This is a genomic window from Vibrio sp. ED004 (assembly GCF_023206395.1).
Taxonomy (GTDB): Bacteria; Pseudomonadota; Gammaproteobacteria; order Enterobacterales; family Vibrionaceae; genus Vibrio.
The window spans coordinates 3,081,400-3,103,978 of sequence record NZ_CP066149.1; the positions used below are offsets into that span (position 1 = coordinate 3,081,400).

A 22,579-nucleotide genomic window follows, 5' to 3' on the forward strand; every position below is an offset into this window, starting at 1 on the left:
AAGGATTAGGCAGCGGCTAACGTTGCCATATAAGGAATGTAAATGATTATTCCCGCATTAGATTTAATTGAAGGCCAAGTAGTTCGCTTATTCCAAGGTGATTACGGGCAAGTAACAGAATACAAAGTAGACCCTGCAGAGCAGTTTAACCTGTATCACCAAGCTGGCGCAGGTTGGCTTCACCTCGTTGACTTAACGGGTGCAAAAGACACAACCGCTCGTCAACTTGACCTGATCGCAAAGCTACTTGCTAGCACACCTGCCAATATCCAAATTGGTGGTGGTGTTCGTAATGAGCAAGACGTGGTCGACCTACTTGAAGCTGGCGCGCAGCGCGTTGTTGTAGGCTCAACAGCGGTTAAGCAACCTGAACTTGTAAAAGGTTGGATGGAAAAATACGGCGCTGAGAAAATCGTACTGGCTCTGGATATCAACATCGACGAAAGCGGTACACGTAAAGTGGCGATTTCAGGTTGGCAAGAAGATTCAGGCGTGACGATTGAAGCGCTGATTGATGACTACCTAACAGTGGGTCTTAAACATGTCCTGTGTACCGACATTTCACGTGATGGCACGCTAGAAGGATCAAACGTAGAGCTTTACGTTGACCTTTGTAAACAGTACCCACAAGTTCAATTCCAATCATCGGGCGGCATCGGCAGCCTAGCGGATATCGAAGCTCTAAAAGGCAGCGGTGTTGCTGGTGTGATTGTTGGTCGCGCGTTACTTGATGGCAAGTTTACCGCAGAGGAGGCATTTGCATGTTGGCAAAGCGAATAATCCCTTGTTTGGATGTCCGTGACGGACAAGTGGTTAAGGGCGTTCAGTTCCGTAATCACGAAATCATTGGCGACATCGTTCCGTTAGCACAACGCTACGCAGAAGAGGGCGCTGATGAATTAGTATTTTACGATATCACTGCATCAAGCGATGGTCGTGTTGTCGACAAGAGCTGGGTGAAACGTGTCGCAGAAGTGATTGATATTCCTTTCTGTGTGGCTGGTGGTATTAAATCAGCAGAAGATGCCGCGCGCATTCTAGAGTTTGGTGCGGATAAAGTATCGATCAACTCGCCTGCATTGGCTAACCCTCAACTGATCACTGACCTTGCTGATAAGTTCGGTGTGCAGTGTATCGTTGTTGGTATCGACTCATACTTCGATAAAGAGACCGGTAAGTATCAGGTTTATCAATTCACTGGTGATGAAGCGCGTACCAAAGCAACCAAATGGGAAACCAAAGATTGGGTGCAGGAAGTACAGAAGCGTGGCGCAGGTGAGATCGTGTTGAACATGATGAACCAAGATGGCGTTCGCAACGGTTACGATATCGAGCAACTCAACATGGTTCGCGAAGTGTGTAACGTGCCTTTGATTGCCTCTGGTGGTGCAGGCGCGATGGAGCACTTTGCTGAAGCCTACAAAAAGACTAACGTGGACGGAGCATTAGCGGCTTCGGTATTCCACAAACAAGTCATCAATATTGGTGAACTTAAACAGTATTTAAAACAACAAGATGTAGAGGTGCGACTATGAGTTTTGAAACCGCAAGCTTATCAAAAGCAGCAGTAGGCGCATTATCAGAGCGTATTAACTGGGAAAAAGTAGATGGCTTAGTGCCAGCTATTGTTCAAGATTACCAATCGAGCCAAGTGTTGATGATGGGATACATGAACCCAGCGGCACTTGAGAAAACCGGTGAAACGGGTCAAGTGACTTTTTTCTCGCGTACTAAAGAGCGTTTGTGGACGAAAGGTGAGACTTCGGGCAATGTTCTGCAACTGGTGAACATGTCACTTGATTGCGACAATGACACCTTGTTGGTAAAAGTGAATCCAATTGGTCCAACGTGCCATTTGGGTAACACCACATGTTGGGATGTCGATCCGCAAGAAGAGACCCAGATGGTGTGGCTTCATCAACTTGAGCAGCTACTGGCTGCCCGCAAGGACGCAGATCCTGAGTCTTCTTATACTGCCAGTCTATATGCCCGTGGCACCAAGCGTATTTCGCAAAAAGTGGGCGAAGAAGGCGTTGAAGTCGCGCTTGCGGCGACGTCGGGCGATAAGGCGGAGTTAGTGTGTGAATCAGCAGATTTGATTTACCACCTAATGGTTCTTCTTCAAGACCAAGGCCTATCGATGAACGACGTAGTGAATAAACTTAAAGAGCGCCATAAGTAAGTTCTCTTTAGATTAATAGAACCACGCAAAAGACAAACAAAAGCCTCGTAAACAAACATGTTTACGGGGCTTTTTAATTTTCAAGTTTTCAAGTTTTCAAGTTTTCAAGTTTTCAAGATTTCTAAGCCCTGCGTCACTTTTCTAACCTCTGACTTTACGTCATTCCGAGGAGCCTAAGCGACATCAGGAATCTCTTTACTTAATCAAACATTCTAATTTTTTGACTTACCCGCAGCACTTTTTATACTTCTTACCGCTACCACAAATACAAGGATCATTGCGGCCTATCTTGAAGCTCTCTACGGTTTCGTTTAGGCGAGGGTCAATCTCGGGCTCTGTTAGCTCTTCATGTTCGTTTTCTTGATCTGGGAACTCACCATCGATATAGAACCAAAGGCCATCTTCACGAACGAAACGCGAGCGCTCTTGCATGCAGTATTGTGCGCCGTCTTCATTGAAGTAGGCTTTAAACTCGACAAAACCTTCGTTCTCGTGTGAGCCAGCGGCGGTATCAATGACTTCTAAGCCAGCCCAATCACTATCGATAGATTCGGCAATACCGTCTCTTTGAGCCTCTGCATTACAGCTAGGGTGGTAAGTTGCAATAACATAATCAACTAACCCCAACACGTGCGCTGAATAACGTGAGCGCATCAATTGCTCAGGTGTTTCAGCTGAACTGTGATTAAGGTGCGCTGATTCGCAGCATTGTTGGTAAGTATTTTTGCTACCGCACGGGCATAAAGACATAGTCAAATCCTGTAAAAATGGCCTCTATTAAGAGGCCATAAATGAATGCGTAGGAGTTTACCAAGAAACGATCGCTCACCAAAGCTTAGTTTCTATTGAAGCGGTTATGAGAAGTGAATTATCTCAATGCAGGTGACAGCAGCTCTTGTGCCCAAGTTGTTGCTTCATCGTAAGCTTGGCCTAGTTGCGCCTCGCTGAGCTTGAGAAGTTTACGAATGCGCGTTGCTTCATCCCATCGAGCTTGCTCATAAGCAATAACCATAGCCAAAATTGCACCTAACACGCCCTTGCGTTGGATAAGGGCCTGTTTAATCTCGTCGTCGATTGGCACTGAGTCCAGCACTTGCTTCAACGGTTGGTCAAACAGCGAATCCAGTAGTGAGAACATACCGGTCAAAAAGGCTTGTCCGGGCTCAACCTTCACATTCATTTTCTCGACTAAGAGCTCGCATTGACGTGCGCGTAATACCGCTAAACCGTAGAGTGAATCTGGCTTATCTTCTTTCGCCGATGCGATCGCTACAAGTGAAACAAACTTACGCAGTTTCTGTTCGCCAAGGTAAATCAGAGCTTGGCGGAATGAACGAATGGTCGTTGCTGACCCGCCTGCCGAGTTCACGTAAGCGAGTAACTTATAAGACAAGGTTACATCAAGAGTGATCAAACGCTCTACTTCACTAAAGTCGATAGGATCGTTAGCGATCTCTTTCAACAGTTGAACAATGGTCAAAAACGCAGGGTTGAGCGCACGAGTTTGAATCATTTCCGGCTTACTAAAGAAGTAGCCTTGGAAGTAGGAGAAGCCAGCTTGGTTCGCTTCTTGATACTCGTCGTAAGTCTCCACCTTTTCTGCAAGGAACTTGATATTTAACCCTTTGAGCGAGTTCATGAACATCGAAGCTTTCGCAATAGAGATCAAACGGATATCAAACTTGATAATTGATACGTAAGGTAAGAAACGTTTCCAGGCTTTGCTTGGCACAAAGTCATCCAATGCGATGGTATAACCCGCATCGTAGATAGCTTTAATGGCTTCAAGTAGCTCGTCTGTTGGTTCGCAGTCTTCAAGAACCTCGACTACGAGGCTTTCTTTTGGAAATAGGGTAGGGACCAAGTTAATCAGGCTTGCATAAGGAAAGTTCACGAACCCCAGCTTATCACCCAGCGTATTATAGTGGGTTGATAAAAAGTGGTCGGAAAGCAAACGGCTAGTAGCGAGCTCCGGTTCTACTTCAGGGAAAGTGTTCTTAGGACCATCCCTGAATAGCAACTCGTAACCTATGGTTTTCTTATCTGTATCGAGTATTGGTTGACGCGCTACGTATGAATATTTCAACTTGGTACTGTGTTCGGTTTATTTCTGATAGAGAGATAATAGCTAATTCAGTGGAAATTACCATACACAATCTAAGAAAGTCTGACCGACAATAATAATCAAAGTGAAAGTTTAAGACTGATGTTGAAAGCTATTGCTAAACTCTCGATTCTGTAGTTCAAAACTTTGCGGAGTGAACACCAGCACTGAGCCTTGCGTATACCAATCGCCAAGTACGACACGGGTTTTAGTGCAATTGTTAGCATCAAAAGTGTGAATGTCAGGACGGTGAGTATGGCCGTGGATCATTAGATCAACGTTGTTTCGTTCCATCATATCTTCGACTTCTTGTTGTGTCACATCCATGATGTCGAGAGACTTAGTCTGCTTGTCATCTTTGATATCAGATTGAACCTTCGAGACGATCTTCTTCTTGATGAAAAATGGAATTCTGTTGAAGACCCATTGCAGCCATGGTTGATGCACTTTTTCTCGGAAGGCGAGATACTTTACATCTTCGGTGCATAGGGTATCACCATGCAACACAACCGCTTTTTGGCCGTAGATATCGATGGTCGATACTTCGTCTAGGAGCTTCACGCCCGTTTGCTTGGCAAATTTCTTGCCGACAAGGAAATCACGGTTACCTTGAGTGAAGTAGCAAGGTACGCCTGTTTTCACCAAATCAATAAACGCTTGGCGAATAGAGGTCGCGAACTCACTCTTATCGTCGTCACCAATCCAGAATTCGAAAAGGTCGCCTAACACATAAAGTGCATCCGCTTCTACGGCTTCATTCTTCATGAAGGTCAGGAAGCAGTCAGTGATATCTTGTCGCGACGGAGCAAGGTGAAGGTCTGATATAAAATATGTTTTCATAGGTCTAAAAAAAGGGAGCGATTCGCTCCCTATATCCTGATTTTATCGGCTCATCAATTATTAATACTAGGGCGTGTTGACCTTTGGCGGTTAAATTTTGTTCGAGATAAAAGCGTTTTAATCGAGGCGAGGGATAGGAAGCCTAGTCATTCTAAGCAAATTTCCCTCAACAAAGAGTAAAACGCTTTTAGCCGAACCCTTTGGGCAGCGTTTGCTGGTTATTTCTACTGCGTTATCGGCTTCTTATGTAGGCTAGCTACACATCAAAGCCTCTGCCTTGTATAAATCCCCAGCAACTCGCTGCAAAAATCAGCTCAAAAGGTCAATACGCCCTAATCGAAAGCAAGTAATTAAGCTTCGATTGTAGTACCAGTGATGATCACTTCTTCTAGAGGTACATCTTGGTGCATACCCATAGAACCAGTGCTAACACCTTTGATCTTGTTGACGATGTCCATGCCTTCAACAACTTCTGCGAATACACAGTAGCCCCAACCGTCTAGGCTTTCGCTACGGAAGTTTAGGAAAGAGTTGTCGTTAACGTTGATGAAGAACTGAGAGCTCGCTGAATGCGGTTCCATAGTACGAGCCATTGCTAGCGTACCAACTTTGTTCGCAAGACCGTTGTTTGCTTCGTTCTTGATAGTTGCACGAGTTGCCTTTTCTTTAAGGCCAGAAGTCATGCCGCCGCCTTGAATCATGAAACCATCGATAACACGGTGGAATAGTGTGTTGTCGTAGAAACCGTCACGGCAATACTGTAGGAAGTTTGCGCTTGTTTCTGGTGCTTTTTCTTCGTTTAGTTGAACTTTGATGTCACCAAAATTTGTGTGAAGGATGATCATGATTGTTACCTTACTGTCTTTTTAATATGAAGTTCGAATTCTAGCGCATGTTAGCGGACTTTCAAATCATCAAATCATTCACTTAACTCAGATGTTTAAAGTAATTCCTGCTTTTGGGGATTACCTATTAAGGTATGACTTGTTATACTGCGAGCTTATTTTTGATTAATCCATAAAATAGATAGAGATCATGCTGAAGATATATAACACGCTCACAAGACAGAAAGAGGAATTCAAACCAATTACAGCTGGCAAAGTCGGCATGTATGTCTGTGGGGTAACCATATACGATCTCTGTCACATTGGTCATGGTCGTACGTTCGTTTCTTTCGACGTAGTAACTCGCTACCTTCGTTACCTTGGTTACGATTTGAACTTCGTTCGTAACATCACAGATATCGATGACAAAATCATCAAGCGTGCTAACGAAAACGGCGAGTCTTGTGACTCTCTGACTGAGCGTCTAATCGGCGAAATGCACGCTGATTTCGATGCTTTGAACATGAAGCGTCCAGACGTAGAACCTCGTGCAACCGAATTCATCACTGAAATCATCGAACTTGTTGAAAAGCTGATTGAACGCGGCTACGCATATGTTGCAAGTAACGGCGACGTAATGTTCGAAGTTAAGAAGTTCGAAGAATACGGTAAGCTTTCTAAGCAAGACCTTGATCAGCTTCAAGCTGGCGCTCGTGTTGACGTAGAGTCTGCAAAACGTAGCCCGCTAGATTTCGTTGTTTGGAAGATGTCTAAGCCAGGTGAACCAACATGGGAATCACCATGGGGTCCAGGTCGTCCAGGCTGGCACATTGAATGTTCAGCAATGAACTCGTCTATTCTAGGTAACCACTTCGATATCCACGGTGGCGGCTCAGATCTACAATTCCCACACCACGAGAACGAAATCGCGCAATCTTGCTGTGCGCATGGTACTGACTATGTAAACACATGGATGCACAGTGGCATGGTGATGGTAGACAGAGAAAAAATGTCTAAGTCACTAGGTAACTTTTTCACCATCCGTGATGTGCTAGCACACTACGATGCTGAAACCGTGCGTTACTTCTTGATGTCTGGTCACTACCGTAGCCAACTGAACTACAGTGAAGATAACCTAAACCAAGCTCGCGCATCGCTAGAGCGTCTATACACGTCACTTCGTGGCCTAGACCTTACTGCAGCTCCTGCCGGTGGCGAAGAGTACGTAACTCGCTTCTCTACTGCGATGAACGACGACTTCAATACGCCTGAAGCTTACTCTGTACTGTTTGAAATGGCGCGTGAAATCAACCGTATCAAGCCTGAGAGCATTGAAAAAGCAAGCGGACTGGGTGCATTGATGCGTGAACTAGCAGACATCATCGGTATTCTTCACCAAGAACCAGAAGCCTTCCTACAAGGCGATGCGGCTGGTAACGATGACGAAGTGGCTGAAATCGAAGCGTTGATCAAACTGCGTAACGATTCTCGTGCTTCTAAGGATTGGGCAAATGCCGACCTTGCACGTGACAAGCTCAACGAGTTGGGCATCGTTCTAGAAGATGGCCCAGAAGGCACGACTTGGCGTCGTAAGTAAATCTTATAAAAAGGGCTGATTTTCAGCCCTTTTTTCTAGCAAAAATTCTCTAATTTCACCTTTTCATATTCAATTTTATTTAACAGGAATATTTCTGTGGCTCAGATGTATTTTTACTACTCGGCAATGAATGCGGGTAAATCAACAACGCTTCTTCAATCGTCATTCAACTACCAAGAACGCGGTATGACGCCAGTGATCTTCACGGCTGCATTGGATGATCGCTATGGTATCGGTAAAGTAAGCTCTCGAATTGGTCTGCAATCTGAAGCGCAACTATTTAAAAATGACACCAACATGTTTGATGCGATCAAAAAGCTAAACGACGAAGAGAAGCGTCATTGTGTTTTGATTGATGAGTGTCAGTTCTTATCGAAAGAGCAAGTTTACCAACTAACAGAAGTAGTGGATAAGCTGCATATCCCTGTACTGTGTTACGGTTTACGTACTGACTTCTTGGGTGAACTGTTTGAAGGCAGCCGTTACTTGTTGTCTTGGGCCGATAAACTAGTTGAGCTCAAAACGATTTGTCACTGCGGTCGCAAAGCGAACATGGTGATTCGTACTGATGAGCACGGTGTTGCGATTGCTGAAGGTGACCAAGTTGCCATTGGTGGTAACGACAAATATGTGTCTGTTTGCCGCTTACACTATAAAGAAGCGCTTGGTAAATAAAGGCTTCTTAATACTTCGGCAATAGCTGAAATGCAAAGCAAAAGAATAAGAAACGGTGGCCAAGTGCCACCGTTTTTGTTTTCTTATCATTCATCGCTATTTATTCGAAGCCGAGCTTCTTAATCGTTAAATAGGCGTGATCAACGTCCTCGGAAATCGGCATTTCGATCTGGAAGCCTTGAGCAGGGTAGGACTTGATGCGCTCAAAATCGGCAACCAACGCGCCTAGAACCATATCCAACGGCAACTCTTCATTAAAGTAATCGACCCAATCTTGCCACTTTGATGTCACGGTGATTTCTGTCGCCGCTTCAGGCCACTGTTTACTGAAGGTCGCGTAAGTACGTTTCTCCATAAAAGGCTTCTGCACTAGGGTTAGCCTTTTGGGAGATAACCCTCGCTCCGTCAGCAACTCGTGTGTGAAGCGGACATTCTCTCCAGTATTGGTTGCGTGTTTCTCTATGATAATGTCTGAATCTGGCACGCCACAGTCGCGGGCAATAGCAGCGAAGGTTTCCGCTTCTGAGCGTTCAAAGCTGCCTTCGGTAAAGCGTCCGACACCACCAGAAAAAACGATGTATGGCGCAATCTTTTGGTGATAGAGCTCGGCTGCGTATTCAGCAACACGAGTATCGTTGCTGCACAACACAAAAATACAGTCTGAGGGTGCAACCTTGTGACCCATAGACATGAAGTTCCAAAGGGTGTCGATCGCGCGGTGCAGTTTAATGTTGGGCTCTTTGTTAGCTAAAGATTGTTCAGTCATGCAGTGCGTCCAATGTGGATTCGAATTTAAACGAATAACCTAAGTCGAGAATCTTTTTCGACGAGATCAGCTTGTCTGGAGTATCAACAACTGGTGGTAGAGGCTCGCTGCTATTAGCACTTTTTAGTGCCGCGGCATAAAACTCCGCCTTGCTCACGGTGTTTGGGGTAGTCACATTAACCACTTCATTGTGAAGCTGGTTAATAGCGAAGTCGACGGCGCCAATGGCATCATCAAGGTGAAGCATGTTAGCCGGAGCTTGAGTGCTCACTTGCTTCAATTTACTTGCAAACCGTGAAGGGTGACGACTTGGGCCAATCAAGCCACTAAAGCGCAGAATGGTGTAATCGATACCTGAATCTATCACCAATTGTTCACCTTGCAGCATGACGCGTGCGTTATCGGAAAATGAAGATGCGTGCTCTTTATCTGAGGTGGAGAGGAGAAGTGAGGCGTCTTGCTCATTTAATACACCGGGTTTAGTCGGATAAACCGTGGTCGAACTAACCATAATGAGCTTCCTAACGTTCGCCTTCTGACAAGCACTGGTTAGTTGCTGCCAGTAATCGGCATACTCTTGACCTGCACCTTTTCGAAAACCTGGTGGGAAACTGCCTATTACAATCTCGGCATTGTTTTCGAGTAATAGCGAATAGAGTTGTCCGATAGTTTGGTCAGCCTGTGATGCGTTAAAGCTGAATACCTCACAGGGAATACGCTCATTACCGATAGTGTTTGCACCCGCTTGGGTCGTCTTGGTGACGACCACTCGGTTACCATGTCTCTCTAGATGCTCAGATAAAGGCGCGCCTACCCATCCTGCACCGACAATAAATATAGAAGCCATCTGTACCTCCCAACTGCAAAGGACGAATTTACAATAAGCCTAACAAACCTTTGGCCAAAAATGAAAAAACTCCACGGCCGAAGCGAGTGGAGTTTTTACTAGAACAATGAAGCTTTATTTAAGTACGCGAAGTAGTTTGTCTGCGCGCTCTGCCATTTCGATACCTTCATCTGTTAGGTAACCGCCGTCTGGCTGAGTACAAAGGTTCTTTTCGAATAGGCGCTTAACAGCGTCTTGAGTTTCTTGAGCAGCCTCTTGATGAACTTTAATGCCCGTAGCTGCGCTACTTACATCAAATTGAAGAAGGAGGTTTAAATCAGCAATATGTTCAGCGTTGTACTTCATAATTAACCTATATATTCATAACGTTCTCTACCTTCACCTTAGTGCGCATTCACAACTCAGGCAATAGCAAATAAATAGAATTGATAAGTGATACCAAATTGAATGATTAATCGACGTATGATGGGTTTATTTTGGTTAGATTGGGTGATTTGCAGCCACTTAAATTGCGAATGATGTTTATTGCTAAGTGGTTGTAATATATTGTGGGACTGGAAATATATTGCATTCAGCTAATATTGAATAAAAAAGGAAATGCATCAGTGAGAGCGAACAAAGTAGCATTAGTTATTAGTATGCTATTTGCTATCTCAGGTTGTCAAAGCACACCCTCAGAGCAGACAGACGCGAACCAAACCACGAACAACAATGAATCAACCGTAGAGGTCCGTTCTTTCCAGTCTGTCCAAAGCGTTTACTCCGAATGGGAAGTTAAGCTTGAAGACCATGCTCAATTGTCTCTCTATGCACCAGAGAATTACAATGAATTGTTAGACGCATGGGACGATGCTGAAAGCATTTATGCGGACTTACTGAAAGACGAATCTCGCCTGACTAAGAGCTACTCGATTTTTTCCAGCCTAACTTACGCTGAAGCTTTTGATGAAAAAATCGCCTTGATCAAATCGAACTATGATTCGATTTTAGCGCTTAAGAAAAAGGCTGACCGAGTATTAGCCGATTCGATTGTACAAATGGATTACCTTAAGTTTCTTGGCGCAGACACCATGTTTACGTCGAGCTATAAAAGGTTGTATTCAGAATACAGCGAGCTATTCGAGTACGTGTTAGTCGACGAACTGGAAGATGCACAAGAAGCTCAAGTTGAATTCCTCAATAACGCTCGTTTGCTAGAAGTGAAAGTGGCACACAAGAAATACATTGAGCCTTTGAAGGATGAATTAGAGTTCTTAGAAGATGAAGACTTTGATGACGTTGTTCCATTAACGTTTGCTAAGGCCGCTGCTCAAATCGCGCTGGCAGAAAACCAAGTGAAAGCAAGCCCACGTGAAAAGTCGATCATTCAAGGTGCGGTTCAAGCGGCCGAGTTTGAATTGAACCACGTGCGCAGCGTCGCTCATGAAGTGAAAGTGCTGGCGAGCGTGAAAGGGGACAAGTTTGAGCAGTCGGTATTGAACGCTGAGAACCAGTTGCTGAGCATTTCACAAGTGGTGAATGATGAAGATTACCGTGACGTTGTGCTGCGCATTCAGTCTCAAAAGATTGTAGAGAGTGTCAAAGCGTTAAAAAGCTCAGACATGACCTCTTTATTAAAGTCAGAGATCGAAACGTTGACTGAGCAATTAGCTAAGCTTGAAAGTGAAAACCAGCAACAAGCACAGCAATTGTCTGAAGCGACCAAACACAATCAGCTATTGGATGAGCAGGTGACTAAGAGTGATGCTCATATAAAAAGCTTGGAAGAGTTGGTGGATAGCTTGAAAAGCTTAGGTGGTAAGGTAGCGAATGAAAGCGATTCCGACCTTACGCCAACTAACGTTGAATCTAACCTCGAAGATGCGGCTTTAGATCAATCATCAGAAGAAGTGATTGAACCTTCGGTTTAGCATAACCAATGTCTTTATTTGTGACTGACTTAAAAGCGCCTCAGGGCGCTTTTTTACGTTCTGTTGATCTATGTCAAAATCTGAAAATAAAAGCCCTCAAAACACGTCTATAGTGTACGTCATTCTTTTGGTTTTAACGTAACTTGTTGATATTTATAGATGTGTTGTTTTTATCGTTGGTAAGTTTTCATTCATCAAACTTTTCTTTTTACTACTAAAGTCGTAAGAAATTTCAATATCATTGGAGGTTTGGCGTTTTCTTGGTTGTTGAAGGAAATTCGAGCATAAAATAGCTCTTGAATTAAGAAATGAAAGAGAGGATTATCGCGCTCCCGACGACATGTTTCAAAATGTAAATCATCATGAATCTAAACCAATTTGACTCATTATTACCGCCACAAATGGCTGAGCGCGCTGCAGATATTGGCGTAGGTAAAGCAACCAAAGATCCAATCAAATCTTTTCTCCTAGCGATTTCAGCTGGTATCCATATCGGTATTGCGTTTGTGTTCTACACCATCGTTACCACCGGTGCTGGTGATTTGCCATGGGGCATTACACGTTTATTAGGTGGCTTGGCATTTAGCTTAGGCTTGATCCTCGTTGTTGTTACTGGCGGTGAGCTGTTTACAAGTTCGGTGTTAACTCTGGTGGCGCGCGCAAGTGGCAAGATCACTTGGCGTACACTCGTTAAGAACTGGGCGACAGTTTATGTGGGCAACTTGATCGGTGCTTTGTTGCTGGTGGCCTGTATGCTTCTGACCAAACAATACATGTTTGACCACGGCCAAGTGGGCTTAAACGCGATGGCGATTTCCCAACATAAGATGCACCATGATTTCATCCAAGCTATCGCACTAGGTATCATGTGTAATGTATTGGTTTGTATCGCAGTATGGATGACATTCAGTGGACGCACATTGACCGACAAAATCGCGGTAATGATTCTGCCTGTTGCGATGTTTGTATCAGCAGGTTTTGAGCACTGTATTGCCAACATGTTCCAAGTTCCATTAGCAATCGGCATCAAGACGTTTGCCCCTGCTGAGTTCTGGAAAATGACGGGCGCTAACCCTGCGGATTACGTTGACCTGAACATGATGGACTTTCTGATGAACAACTTGCTGCCTGTTACTATCGGTAACATCATTGGTGGCGGTATCTTTGTTGGTATGTGGTACTGGTTAATCTACCTACGTGACTAATAAAGAGTACGCGATCAACAGTGATTGCGTGACAAGTTCAGTCGACGAGAGTAGTTAAAGCTCAGCGAAACAATCGAATTGACATATGACACTTACAAGACGGTCTGCATTGCAGGCCGTTTTTTATTTGTGGAAAACCATTCCTTTTGTTGCTCTATTTGTCATTTGAAGGCGCAACAGCGTTGATCAACATGTGTGCATATGTCTTTGAAATTACCCAAGGATCAATAGTAATGATCTTTCGAATGGTCGAAATGGACAAAAAAGGATCTATATTGATTTGGTTATCCACAGTTTCTGTGGATAACCTGTCTCAAATTCAGTGAGTAACCAGATCTAAGGGGAGTGGAGGGGCTATTTTGCCGGTTTTATTTGAGCGAGAACTCGACCTTCTTTTGTCAGAGAAGTCTTCAATGAGAGGTGAAGAGCCAGCGCCAAAGAGCAGCTCATCATCACGAAAATAGCCAACATGATCATCAGTTGATATTTAATGGCGATCATGGGTGAAGCGCCTCCTAAAATCTGACCAGTCATCATTCCAGGCAGTGTCACTAAGCCTGTGGTCGCCATAGAAGCCATAATTGGAGACATCGCTTTCTGTATCGCGTTACGTACAAAAGGTGTAGCAGCGTAGGTTGGAGACGCACCTAGCGCGATTGCCGCTTCATATTCTGATTTCTGCGTTTCAAAAGCACCAAACAAGTTCTGCAATGCCACTATATTACTGCTTAAGCTATTCCCCAATAACATACCTGCAATAGGGATAAGGTATTGCGCATTGAAAACCGGTGTTGGTTTAATGATGAAAAAGCAGATAAACAAGACAATGGGTACACAGGTTACGGCAAGGCTAATGGCAACAGGCGCTAATAATAGCTGCCTTGGTAACCTAGACTTCTCAACAATCGAGCTCGCACCGACAATTATCATGGCAAACAGCCACAACAAATTGACCCACAAACTATTCAAAGTAAACAAATACTCTAGGTAAAGACCCACAAGAAATAGCTGAATAACCATGCGAATGATGCTGATAGAGGCTTCTTTTCCAAGACCGAGTTTCAGCTTGTGGTTGATGGCAATGGGCAGAAAGAGAAGTGAACTGAAGAACAACAACTGCCACCAAGATATATCAATAACGTCTTGCATAGTACTTCCTTTTAAGTAGGCCTCCATCATATCTGAAAGTGCCAAATGATGCATTTCAGCTTCAAACCCGTCGATTCAAAATGTGCTCAATTATTTAACAACCAAAGTACAAAATATTGGTTGTTTGAGGCTTTTTTGGCTACTACTTAGTAGGTAAAACGTTAAAATTAGTTACAATGCGGTTGCATAATTGTTGGCTTTTAACATTTGTGAAATATACTTAATTCTTCACATTTGTTAATACTTTTTAATAACTTTGTTTAACTAAAAACAAGTTTGGATGAGCTCAAAAAAGTATTGATTAGCAAGGGTTATAAGGGGAGATTTGATTGAACCCTACTTTGAGTATGGTCTAAAATTTGTTGTTAGATACTCAAGAACTTTAGCCCCATAGAATGGGTTACTCGAAATTACTAAATACAAAATAGGCAAAATGTATGAGTGATGTTAAAAAAATTGAAACTGGCGAAAAACGCTCGTTGGAGTGGAAGTCATTCCTCTTCATTGCGGTGGTTCTCTTTCCAATATTAAGTGTGGCTTTTGTAGGTGGTTACGGCTTCCTAGTTTGGGCACTGCAAGTGTTTGTATTCGGGCCTCCTGGTGCTCACGGCGGCATGTAATGCCCTCTAGTAACAACATTTTTTAAAATCAATATTTAAGAGAGCTAAACATGAAATCATTTTTAGTTAAATTATGGCGCACAATGACTCGCCCAGCGGTACACATCAGTCTTGGTGTACTAACTATGGGTGGCTTTATCGCCGGTGTTATTTTCTGGGGCGGTTTTAACACAGCTCTAGAGCACACAAATACAGAAGAATTCTGTGTAAGCTGTCACACCATGCGTGACAACGTATACGTAGAACTACAAGAAACGGTTCACTGGAAAAACACTTCTGGTGTACGTGCTACTTGTCCTGACTGTCACGTTCCACATGAATGGACAGCAAAAATTGCTCGTAAGATGCAAGCATCTAAAGAAGTATTCGCTCAAGTATTTGGTGACTTAGATACACCTGAGAAATTCGAAGCTCGTCGTATCGAACTGGCTAAACACGAATGGGATCGTTTCTCTTCGAACAAATCTCTAGAGTGTAAAAACTGCCACAACTACGATTCAATGGATTTCGAAAACATGCGCCCAACAGCGCGTATCCAGATGAAGAACGCGGCAGAGCGTGATCAAAGCTGTGTTGACTGTCACAAAGGTATTGCTCACAACCTTCCATTAGATATGGCATCAGCGAGCGGTATTGTTGGCGAGCTAGAAAACGTAGCAAGCAGCACATCTTACGCAAATGGTTCAGACGTGATCTCTATTCGTCACCTACCAATGTACACAGATGAAACAGCTGAAGTTGAAGCGGGTCTATTAAGCCCTGCAAGTAAAGTTGCTGTGATCGACGAAAAAGGCGACATGATCAAGATTCAAATCGACGGTTGGCGTAAAGCGAAAGGCTTCGGACGTGTAATCCAAGAAGACTTCGGTATGAACATCTCGACTGCAATATTGACGAAAGAAGTATCTCAAAGTGACGTAATCACTGTTGGTGAGAAGAAAGAAGATGAGCTAACTGGCCTTCCTTGGGAAGAAGTTAACCTAGCACTTTGGATGAAGAAAGAGTCTATGGTTGATAACTTCGATCCAATCTGGAACGCAGCTGGTCAAGCGTACCAATCTAACTGTTCAACGTGTCACTCACAGCCAGATGAAGCTCACTTCAGCGCTAACGGCTGGGTAGGTATGCTAGATGGTATGATTGCATTCGTTAACTTCGATACAGATACAGAAGCATTAGTTCTTAAGTATCTACAGAAGCACTCATCAGATTTTTCTGAAGGCCATCACTAATAAGACGTCAATTGGAGTAACACAATGGCAATTACAAGAAGAAGTTTTCTGAAAGGTGTCGCTACTACAAGTGCGGCATCGGTTATCGGTCCAAGCTTATTGGCGTCGGCATCAGCGTCTGCTGCAGAAACAGACGGCGCGTGGAAAGTCTCTGGTTCTCACTGGGGTGCATTCCGAGCTCGTGTTTACGCGGGTAAAGTACAAGAAATTAAACCTCTAGAAATCGATCAACACCCAACTGAGATGTTGAAAGGTATTAAAGGCATTATCTACAGCCCATCACGTGTGCGTTACCCAATGGTTCGCCTAGATTGGTTGAAGAAGCATAAATACAGCGCAGACACGCGTGGTAACAACCGCTTTATTCGTGTGACTTGGGACGAGGCACTAGACCTTGTTTACCGCGAACTAGAACGCGTACAGAAAGATTACGGTCCATGGGCGCTCCACACAGGTCAAACTGGTTGGAGACAAACAGGTCAGTTCCACAGCTGTACGAACCACATGCAACGTGCAATGGCACTTCACGGTTACTCTGTGAAGAAAATCGGTGACTACTCAACAGGTGCTGGTCAAACGATCATGCCTTACGTGCTAGGTTCTACTGAAGTTTACGCACAAGGTACATCTTGGGAACTTATCCTAGAAAACAGTGACAACATTGTTCTTTGGGGTAACGATCCAGTGAAAAACCTTCAAGTAGGTTGGACATGTGAGACTCACGAGTCGTTCGCATACCTAGAACAGCTGAAAGAAAAAGTTGCTAAGAAAGAGATCAACGTTGTTTCTGTTGACCCTGTTAAAAACAAAACAGGTCGTTACCTAGAAAACGAGCAAATGTACATCAACCCACAAACTGATGTGGCGTTCATGCTTGGTGTTGCTCACGTTCTTTACAACGAAGACCTATACGACAAGAAGTTCATCGAAACTTACTGTCTAGGTTTTGAAGACTTCATCAAGTACGTTCAAGGTGAAACGAAAGATAAAGTTGAGAAGACACCAGAATGGGCTGCAGAAATCTGTGGTGCAAGCGCTGACTCAATCCGTGAATTCGCTAAGATGCTGGTTAACGGTCGTACACAGATTCTTGTTGGTTGGAGTATCCAGCGTCAAGAGCACGGTGAACAGCCTTACTGGATGTGTGCGGTTATCGCAGCAATGGTTGGCCAAATTGGTCTTCCAGGTGGTGGTATCTCTTACGGTCACCACTACTCTGGTATCGGTGTATCTTCAACTGGCTTCGCTGCTCCGGGTTCATTCCCGCTGAACATCGACCAAGGTCAATCGCCTAAGCACACTAACACTGATTACAACGGTTACAGCCGCGTAATCCCTGTTGCGCGTTGGGTAGATAGCTTGCTAGAGCCTGGTAAGAAGATCAAAGCAAACGGCGCAACGGTGACACTGCCTGACATCAAGATGATGGTATTCAGTGGTAACAACCCGTGGCACCACCACCAAGATCGCAACAAGATGCGTAAAGCATTCAAGAGCCTGCAAACTGTAGTGGCTGTTGATTTCGCTTGGACTGCAACTTGTCGTCACTCTGACATCGTGCTTCCTGCATGTACTCAGTGGGAACGTAACGATATCGATGGTTACGGTGCATACTCTGGCCGTGGTTTGATCGCAATGCACAAGCTAGTGGATCCTCTGTTCCAGTCTAAGACTGACTTCGAGATCATGTCTAGCCTGACTAAGCGCTGGGGTCGTTACGACGATTACACGCGTGGTATGGACGAAATGCAGTGGGTTAAATCTCTGTACGACGAGTGTCGCGCTTCAAACGAAGGCAGCTTTGAAATGCCTGAGTTCGCTGAGTTCTGGGAAAAAGGTTTCCTAGACTTCGGTAAAGGTAAGCCATGGACTCGTCACGCTTCATTCCGTGAAGATCCAGAGATCAACGCACTAGGTACACCTTCTGGTTTCATCGAAATCACAAGCCGTACTGTTGGCAACATGGGTTACGAGCACTGTCAAGAACACCCAATGTGGTTCGAGAAATCTGAACGTTCACACGGTGGTCCAGGTTCTGACAAACACCCGTACTGGCTACAATCTTGTCACCCAGACAAGCGTCTTCACTCACAGATGTGTGAATCTGAAGAGTGGCGTGCGACTTACGCGGTACAAGGCCGTGAGCCAATCTACATCAACCCAACAGATGCTAAGAAGAAAGGCATCAAAGATGGCGATGTAGTACGCGTGTTCAACGACCGTGGTCAACTACTAGCAGGTGCTGTTCTGATGGATAGCTACGCTCCTGGTGTTGTTCGTATCGAAGAAGGTGCTTGGTACGGCCCGATCAACGAGAAAGTGGGCGCGCTAGATACATACGGCGATCCAAACACACTGACTCAAGATATCGGTACGTCTGAACTTGCTCAAGCAACGTCAGCAAACACATGTTTGGTTAACTTCGAGAAGTTCCAAGGCAAACTGCCTCCAGTAACTTCATTCGGTGGTCCAATCGAAGTAGCTTAAGCCTCTCGCTCAAGAGCTGAGATTAAAGCTTAAATTAAAGCCCCTGTAAGCGTTCTTACAGGGGCTTTTGTATTTCTGATATCTGTGCAGAGATTTCTAATTAAGTCATGTAGTCGCGTTTATGAGAGCTTTCTACCGGGGAGCTATAACGTATGGATTGAGACAAATTGCACAAGTAACGTGGTAACAGCTATGGAGCAAAGGAAGAGGGTGTTTTGAAGGGGCTCTCTTAAGAACTAGGTCGTCGAAAGCAAAAAGGCCGATACAAAGTACCGGCCGATTAGAAACCTATGGAGTGAAGCCTAAATCTTGAATAAAAACTTGAGCCTTGAATAGAAACTTAAGTCTACAGTTCGAACATAAACCAATAACCGTATGCACAAATCAAAGCGGGCACACTCGAATACAAGGTGGCGACGAGCGCTGCTTTAGGTGCCATGGCAATTGCAGGGAATAACGCATCACCATCATTTGAAATTGCATTACCAACCTGAGCTGAAAGTGGAAGCGCACCCGACAGGTACAAGCTAGTGACCAATAATTGTGGACCACAACCAGGTAGCAAACCCATCAACACGCCCGCCAGGGGGAGCATGATCCCCCAACTTGAGAATAACGTCGCAAAATCCACATTTGCTAGCACAGAACCAAATTCGAAGAAAAGAAAGGCAACCACAACCCACGCTGTCACAAAGTTGGTGTCTTGAGCGGTTTTTTGCAGTGGATGAGAGCCTAAACATTTCTCATCTTCACTTACGGCAGATTTGTAATCTTCAATTTCGCGAGTGAGGCCCCATAGAAACATCGAGCTAATCAATAAAATTGTTCCCGCCCATTCCATCGACATTTCAGGCAACGCGAGTAACTCATTTACATCCACTTGAAAAGAGCCAAGTAGAGCCACCGCAGCGCCGGGAATAATCAGCACAGACCATAGGTAGCCTTGCAGGTTGATCGCTTTTTTAGAGACGGATTCTTTGTCTTGAGATTGAGATTGAGATGAGCAACTGCGAACGGCTTCATTTTGCTCAGCCTGTTTTGGACGTAAAAAGTCATCCGCATGGAATAGGTTAATGATTCGACCTGACGCCGTGCCCACAATTACACCCATCGCCATCATAGCTAGACCGGTTTTGGGTTCACTTGCTATCAACAAGAAGGCAGCATCGCCCATGGTGGAGACCAGCACGGCCACAACCGCACCAAACCCGAGTTTGCCGGATATAAATTGCGTAGTAACCACAATTGCACCACCACAACCGGGTAATGCGCCCATGAGTGCAGCAAATACTACTTGGTTTGAACGAGACTGATGTACAAGCTTGTTGAAGACGTTGTCTTTGTTGATGTAAAGGCTTAACCAGTGGTAAATCGCCAAGGTTAAAGCAACGTAGCAAGACACTGCCCAGAACGCGTCTGACAGAGTGGTCACCGTCAATTCACGTGTAGCGGGAGCTGCCACAAGAGCGGCAAGTGAGATAGGTAATAGCAGTCGCTTAAATGACAATGAAAACTGAGTTGTTTTCGAAGCACGACTGCTTGGCAAAAAAGAGATTAGACGATCCATAGGTGTTACTCAAAATTAGTGGCTTAAGATAAATATATACGAATGATAATAATTATCAATTGCATTTGTTGTTTTTTTATCTATTGTTACTATTGGCTAAACCTAGGAAACATGACCAATCTAAAAAAATGAGGTAAAGTATGGCTAATAAAGAGAGGCTCTAAAGGTAGAGTCATAATTGTTAGTGTAATAGGAAGAAACATGATTTTAGTTGTTGGTCACAAAAACCCTGATAGTGACAGTATTTGTAGTGCGTTAGTTGCAACAGAGCTTCTTAAAGCTCGTGGCGAGGAAGCGACACCAATTCGCCAAGGCGAGATCAACCGCGAAACTCAACACATTCTAGAAGTCGCTGGTGCTGAAAAGCCAGAGCTTCGTACTTCTGTTGCTGGTGAGAAAATCTGGCTAGTTGACTACTCAGATCTAGCACAAGCACCAGACGATGTTGCTGATGCAGAGATCGTAGGTATTGTCGATCACCACCGTCTAGGCGACGTGATGACAGTAAACCCAATGGAAGCTTGGATCTGGCCTGTTGGTTGTACAAACACTGTACTTTTCAACATGTTCAAGATTGAAGGTCACGCTATCTCTCAACAAATCGCTAAGCTAATGATGTCTGCAATTCTTTCAGACACAGTTGGCTTCGCATCTCCAACATGTACTCAAAAAGACAAAGACGCGGTTGCTGAACTTGCTGAAATCGCAGGTGTAGAAGACGTTGATGCATTCATCAAAGCACTTCTAATCGCTAAAACAAACATCGAAGGCCTATCTGCTGCACAGCTAGTAGAAAAAGACCTTAAAGGCTACCCATTCAACGGTCGCGATGTTGTTGTTGGTCAAGTTGAGCTTGCGACTCTTGAGCAAGTAGACGGTATGATCGAAGCTCTAGAAGCTGATCTTGAAGAGCGTTGTGAGAAAGACGGTCTAGCATTTGCTGCGGTAATGCTAACTGACATCACTACTGCGCAAACTCGCCTTCTTTACAAAGGTGAGTGGGCTGAGAAATTGGTTAAGCACGAGAAAGACGGCGTATTGATGATGGAAAATACACTAAGCCGTAAGAAGCAAGGCTGGCCTTGGTTACAAGGTGAGCTTGTTTAATCAAGTCACTTAAATAATAAACGCCTGCTTATTTAGCAGGCGTTTTTCTTTGAAGTAGCCTTTCTTCTCAATAGAAATATTTGAAGTTAATACTACTCAGCATAAAATGAACAAAGTTACTGACTAACGTAGGAAATTAAGATGACTACACAGCTAGACGATAAAAAAATCGCTGAAATTAATAAGTATACGGGTGAGCAACGCCTTAAATACTGTGTGAAAGAAATCGTAGCAAACCGTGAAGTATGGATCTTAACCGATGAACACGGTTGTGTAATGCTGAACACAGAAGACGAAGACTGTGTTCCAGTATGGCCAAACCAAGAGTTCGCGGAGTCGTGGGCAACGGGCGAGTGGTCTGAGTGTAAAGCTGAGTCTATCTCATTAAACAAATGGCACAGTCGTTGGACTAACGGTCTAGAAGACGATGAACTTGCTGTGGTTGTATTCCCGAACGAGCAGGAAGAAGGCGTTATCCTGTTCCCTGATGAGTTCGACTTCGAACTGAAGAAGCAAGCTGCTAAGCGCTAATCTTCTCGTAACATCATAAGTCAGCGTTGCCTTCCGCTAGGCAGCGCTTTAGTTCTGTTTACTTCTTCAGCTCTGTTTTATCGTTTCAGCTCTCCCCAAACAACAAAATCACTATCTCACGTTCTAATTAGTATCCAATCAACTGATACAGAGGTGCTTGTTGCGCGTCTTTTGCTGCTCGTTGAAGTACGCCTGTCTCACTGTATCTCTTTAAAATCTGTCTTACCACAGGCTTAGCTTGTGCTTTGGTCATTCCCGCTTTCAATTCTGGTTCATACAACAGCTGTAGTAGCACTACATCTAATGGCGATAGCAGGTCTTCTGGCGTGTGATCATTGAAGATAGAAGGGTAGGCTTTATCGGAATCGTTTGGGAGCCCTAACACCTGCGTTATCTCCTCTACGATACAGGCGACAAGCTTGCCTCGCTGTCTTGCCTGATCAACGGGGATAACTATCCCAGCATAGATAACCTCGCCTTTGGAGTTAGTTCGATAACCAGCAGTACAGATAGCGCTATTTAGATGCTTTGTCGACTTAAGCTTGAGGATGGTTTTAGATTCCGCTATCCACTTACTCTGCCTCGTGTATATCCATTTAACATTGGCTTCGGACTCTTTGCTGACGATTTTGATAGGGTGTTGCGTCACTTCGGACAAGTGCTGGATATGAAGTTCTGTGAGCTCTTGATGGAGTTCTTTGTCATCGACTCGGTGATCAACCCATATCTTGATCGGTTGCTTCCATTTAGCGAGTGGTTTATTGCCTTGGGAATATTCGTGTTGCAGTGCCACGTTGTAGAAGGCCGTCTCTACAAACGACTTATCTAACCAAGTGAGTGGTGTACTGACGGCATGGAAGGAAACAACCGCAAGCAAGAGGGGAAGCATTGAAGCTTTTGTTAGCATGCGTTACCCCTCTAGTGGCGTGTGAAAAA

Annotated in this window: 22 protein-coding genes; 12 read left to right on the top strand and 10 right to left on the bottom strand. The window is 44.4% G+C overall.

What is annotated here, in order from left to right:
• Nucleotides 1-42 precede the first annotated feature (42 nt).
• The 3 genes from hisA to hisIE are packed head-to-tail and all read left to right on the top strand — an operon-like array spanning nucleotide 43 to nucleotide 2,182.
• The gene (gene hisA / locus ITG10_RS13875; protein WP_017630682.1) at nucleotides 43-780 is read left to right on the top strand and encodes a 1-(5-phosphoribosyl)-5-[(5-phosphoribosylamino)methylideneamino]imidazole-4-carboxamide isomerase; all 738 of its coding nucleotides are present in this window, start codon (nucleotides 43-45) and stop codon (nucleotides 778-780) included.
• Complete coding sequence (gene hisF, locus ITG10_RS13880) at nucleotides 762-1,535, top strand: imidazole glycerol phosphate synthase subunit HisF (RefSeq protein ID WP_017630683.1); 774 nt, start codon at nucleotides 762-764, stop codon at nucleotides 1,533-1,535. Before hisA ends, hisF begins: the two co-directional genes overlap by 19 nt.
• Nucleotides 1,532-2,182, top strand: coding sequence for a bifunctional phosphoribosyl-AMP cyclohydrolase/phosphoribosyl-ATP diphosphatase HisIE (gene hisIE, locus ITG10_RS13885; RefSeq protein ID WP_017630684.1), 651 nt, complete (start codon nucleotides 1,532-1,534; stop codon nucleotides 2,180-2,182). Before hisF ends, hisIE begins: the two co-directional genes overlap by 4 nt.
• A gap of 225 nt (nucleotides 2,183-2,407) precedes the next feature.
• Here hisIE and ITG10_RS13890 read toward each other — a convergent pair whose 3' ends face one another.
• The 4 genes from ITG10_RS13890 to ITG10_RS13905 form a co-directional block, all read right to left on the bottom strand.
• On the bottom strand, nucleotides 2,408-2,932 hold the full coding sequence (locus ITG10_RS13890; protein ID WP_017630685.1) for a YchJ family protein: 525 nt from the start codon (nucleotides 2,930-2,932) through the stop codon (nucleotides 2,408-2,410).
• Between the two features lie 118 nt (nucleotides 2,933-3,050).
• Complete coding sequence (locus tag ITG10_RS13895; RefSeq protein ID WP_026084228.1) at nucleotides 3,051-4,268, bottom strand: EAL domain-containing protein; 1,218 nt, start codon at nucleotides 4,266-4,268, stop codon at nucleotides 3,051-3,053.
• A gap of 111 nt (nucleotides 4,269-4,379) precedes the next feature.
• Nucleotides 4,380-5,126 (bottom strand): UDP-2,3-diacylglucosamine diphosphatase, encoded by a 747-nt coding sequence (gene lpxH / locus ITG10_RS13900; protein ID WP_017630687.1) that lies wholly within the window; start codon nucleotides 5,124-5,126, stop codon nucleotides 4,380-4,382.
• Nucleotides 5,127-5,476: 350 nt separating this feature from the next.
• A complete protein-coding gene (locus ITG10_RS13905) occupies nucleotides 5,477-5,971 on the bottom strand; it encodes a peptidylprolyl isomerase (RefSeq protein WP_017060275.1) in 495 nt (164 codons plus the stop codon).
• Nucleotides 5,972-6,161: 190 nt separating this feature from the next.
• Between ITG10_RS13905 and cysS the strand changes: the two genes are divergently transcribed.
• Nucleotides 6,162-7,547 carry a cysteine--tRNA ligase gene (gene cysS, locus ITG10_RS13910; RefSeq protein WP_017630688.1) on the top strand — a complete coding sequence of 462 codons (1,386 nt, stop codon included), beginning with the start codon at nucleotides 6,162-6,164 and terminating at the stop codon, nucleotides 7,545-7,547.
• A 96-nt stretch (nucleotides 7,548-7,643) separates the two neighbouring features.
• Nucleotides 7,644-8,222, top strand: coding sequence for a thymidine kinase (locus ITG10_RS13915; RefSeq protein WP_048658319.1), 579 nt, complete (start codon nucleotides 7,644-7,646; stop codon nucleotides 8,220-8,222).
• A 100-nt stretch (nucleotides 8,223-8,322) separates the two neighbouring features.
• On the opposite strand, the gene ITG10_RS13920 is transcribed toward ITG10_RS13915, so the two are convergent.
• From ITG10_RS13920 to ITG10_RS13930, 3 genes are all read right to left on the bottom strand, one after another.
• Nucleotides 8,323-8,988 (bottom strand): YdcF family protein, encoded by a 666-nt coding sequence (locus ITG10_RS13920; RefSeq protein ID WP_017630470.1) that lies wholly within the window; start codon nucleotides 8,986-8,988, stop codon nucleotides 8,323-8,325.
• Nucleotides 8,981-9,835, bottom strand: a complete 855-nt coding sequence (locus ITG10_RS13925; protein WP_017630469.1) for an NAD-dependent epimerase/dehydratase family protein — start codon at nucleotides 9,833-9,835, stop codon at nucleotides 8,981-8,983. The genes ITG10_RS13920 and ITG10_RS13925 overlap by 8 nt, the downstream gene beginning before the upstream one ends.
• Nucleotides 9,836-9,949: 114 nt before the next feature.
• Complete coding sequence (locus tag ITG10_RS13930) at nucleotides 9,950-10,180, bottom strand: TIGR02647 family protein (RefSeq protein ID WP_017630468.1); 231 nt, start codon at nucleotides 10,178-10,180, stop codon at nucleotides 9,950-9,952.
• 260 nt (nucleotides 10,181-10,440) lie between these two features.
• Here ITG10_RS13930 and ITG10_RS13935 point away from each other — a divergent pair, with 260 nt between their 5' ends.
• Nucleotides 10,441-11,745, top strand: coding sequence for a hypothetical protein (locus ITG10_RS13935; protein ID WP_017630467.1), 1,305 nt, complete (start codon nucleotides 10,441-10,443; stop codon nucleotides 11,743-11,745).
• A gap of 362 nt (nucleotides 11,746-12,107) precedes the next feature.
• Nucleotides 12,108-12,950, top strand: a complete 843-nt coding sequence (focA, locus tag ITG10_RS13940; protein ID WP_017630466.1) for a formate transporter FocA — start codon at nucleotides 12,108-12,110, stop codon at nucleotides 12,948-12,950.
• A 354-nt stretch (nucleotides 12,951-13,304) separates the two neighbouring features.
• Here the strand turns inward: focA and ITG10_RS13945 are convergent, their stop codons facing one another.
• Nucleotides 13,305-14,099 carry an ABC transporter permease gene (locus ITG10_RS13945; protein ID WP_017630465.1) on the bottom strand — a complete coding sequence of 265 codons (795 nt, stop codon included), beginning with the start codon at nucleotides 14,097-14,099 and terminating at the stop codon, nucleotides 13,305-13,307.
• Between the two features lie 437 nt (nucleotides 14,100-14,536).
• On the opposite strand from ITG10_RS13945, the gene torE reads away from it, so the two are divergent.
• The 3 genes from torE to torA are packed head-to-tail and all read left to right on the top strand — an operon-like array spanning nucleotide 14,537 to nucleotide 18,438.
• Nucleotides 14,537-14,719: a trimethylamine N-oxide reductase system protein TorE gene (gene torE / locus ITG10_RS13950; RefSeq protein ID WP_017630464.1), complete on the top strand. Its 183-nt coding sequence runs from the start codon at nucleotides 14,537-14,539 to the stop codon at nucleotides 14,717-14,719.
• A gap of 50 nt (nucleotides 14,720-14,769) precedes the next feature.
• Entirely contained in the window at nucleotides 14,770-15,951 is a 1,182-nt protein-coding gene (gene torC / locus ITG10_RS13955) for a pentaheme c-type cytochrome TorC (protein WP_017060299.1), read from the top strand.
• Nucleotides 15,952-15,975: 24 nt separating this feature from the next.
• A complete protein-coding gene (gene torA, locus ITG10_RS13960; protein ID WP_017630463.1) occupies nucleotides 15,976-18,438 on the top strand; it encodes a trimethylamine-N-oxide reductase TorA in 2,463 nt (820 codons plus the stop codon).
• 346 nt (nucleotides 18,439-18,784) lie between these two features.
• On the opposite strand, the gene ITG10_RS13965 is transcribed toward torA, so the two are convergent.
• A complete protein-coding gene (locus ITG10_RS13965; protein WP_017630462.1) occupies nucleotides 18,785-20,005 on the bottom strand; it encodes a putative manganese transporter in 1,221 nt (406 codons plus the stop codon).
• A gap of 201 nt (nucleotides 20,006-20,206) precedes the next feature.
• On the opposite strand from ITG10_RS13965, the gene ITG10_RS13970 reads away from it, so the two are divergent.
• Nucleotides 20,207-21,112: a manganese-dependent inorganic pyrophosphatase gene (locus ITG10_RS13970; RefSeq protein ID WP_017630461.1), complete on the top strand. Its 906-nt coding sequence runs from the start codon at nucleotides 20,207-20,209 to the stop codon at nucleotides 21,110-21,112.
• 141 nt (nucleotides 21,113-21,253) lie between these two features.
• A complete protein-coding gene (locus ITG10_RS13975) occupies nucleotides 21,254-21,643 on the top strand; it encodes a DUF2750 domain-containing protein (RefSeq protein WP_017630460.1) in 390 nt (129 codons plus the stop codon).
• Between the two features lie 127 nt (nucleotides 21,644-21,770).
• On the opposite strand, the gene ITG10_RS13980 is transcribed toward ITG10_RS13975, so the two are convergent.
• Entirely contained in the window at nucleotides 21,771-22,550 is a 780-nt protein-coding gene (locus ITG10_RS13980) for a DUF2927 domain-containing protein (protein WP_017630459.1), read from the bottom strand.
• Nucleotides 22,551-22,579: the final 29 nt, after the last annotated feature.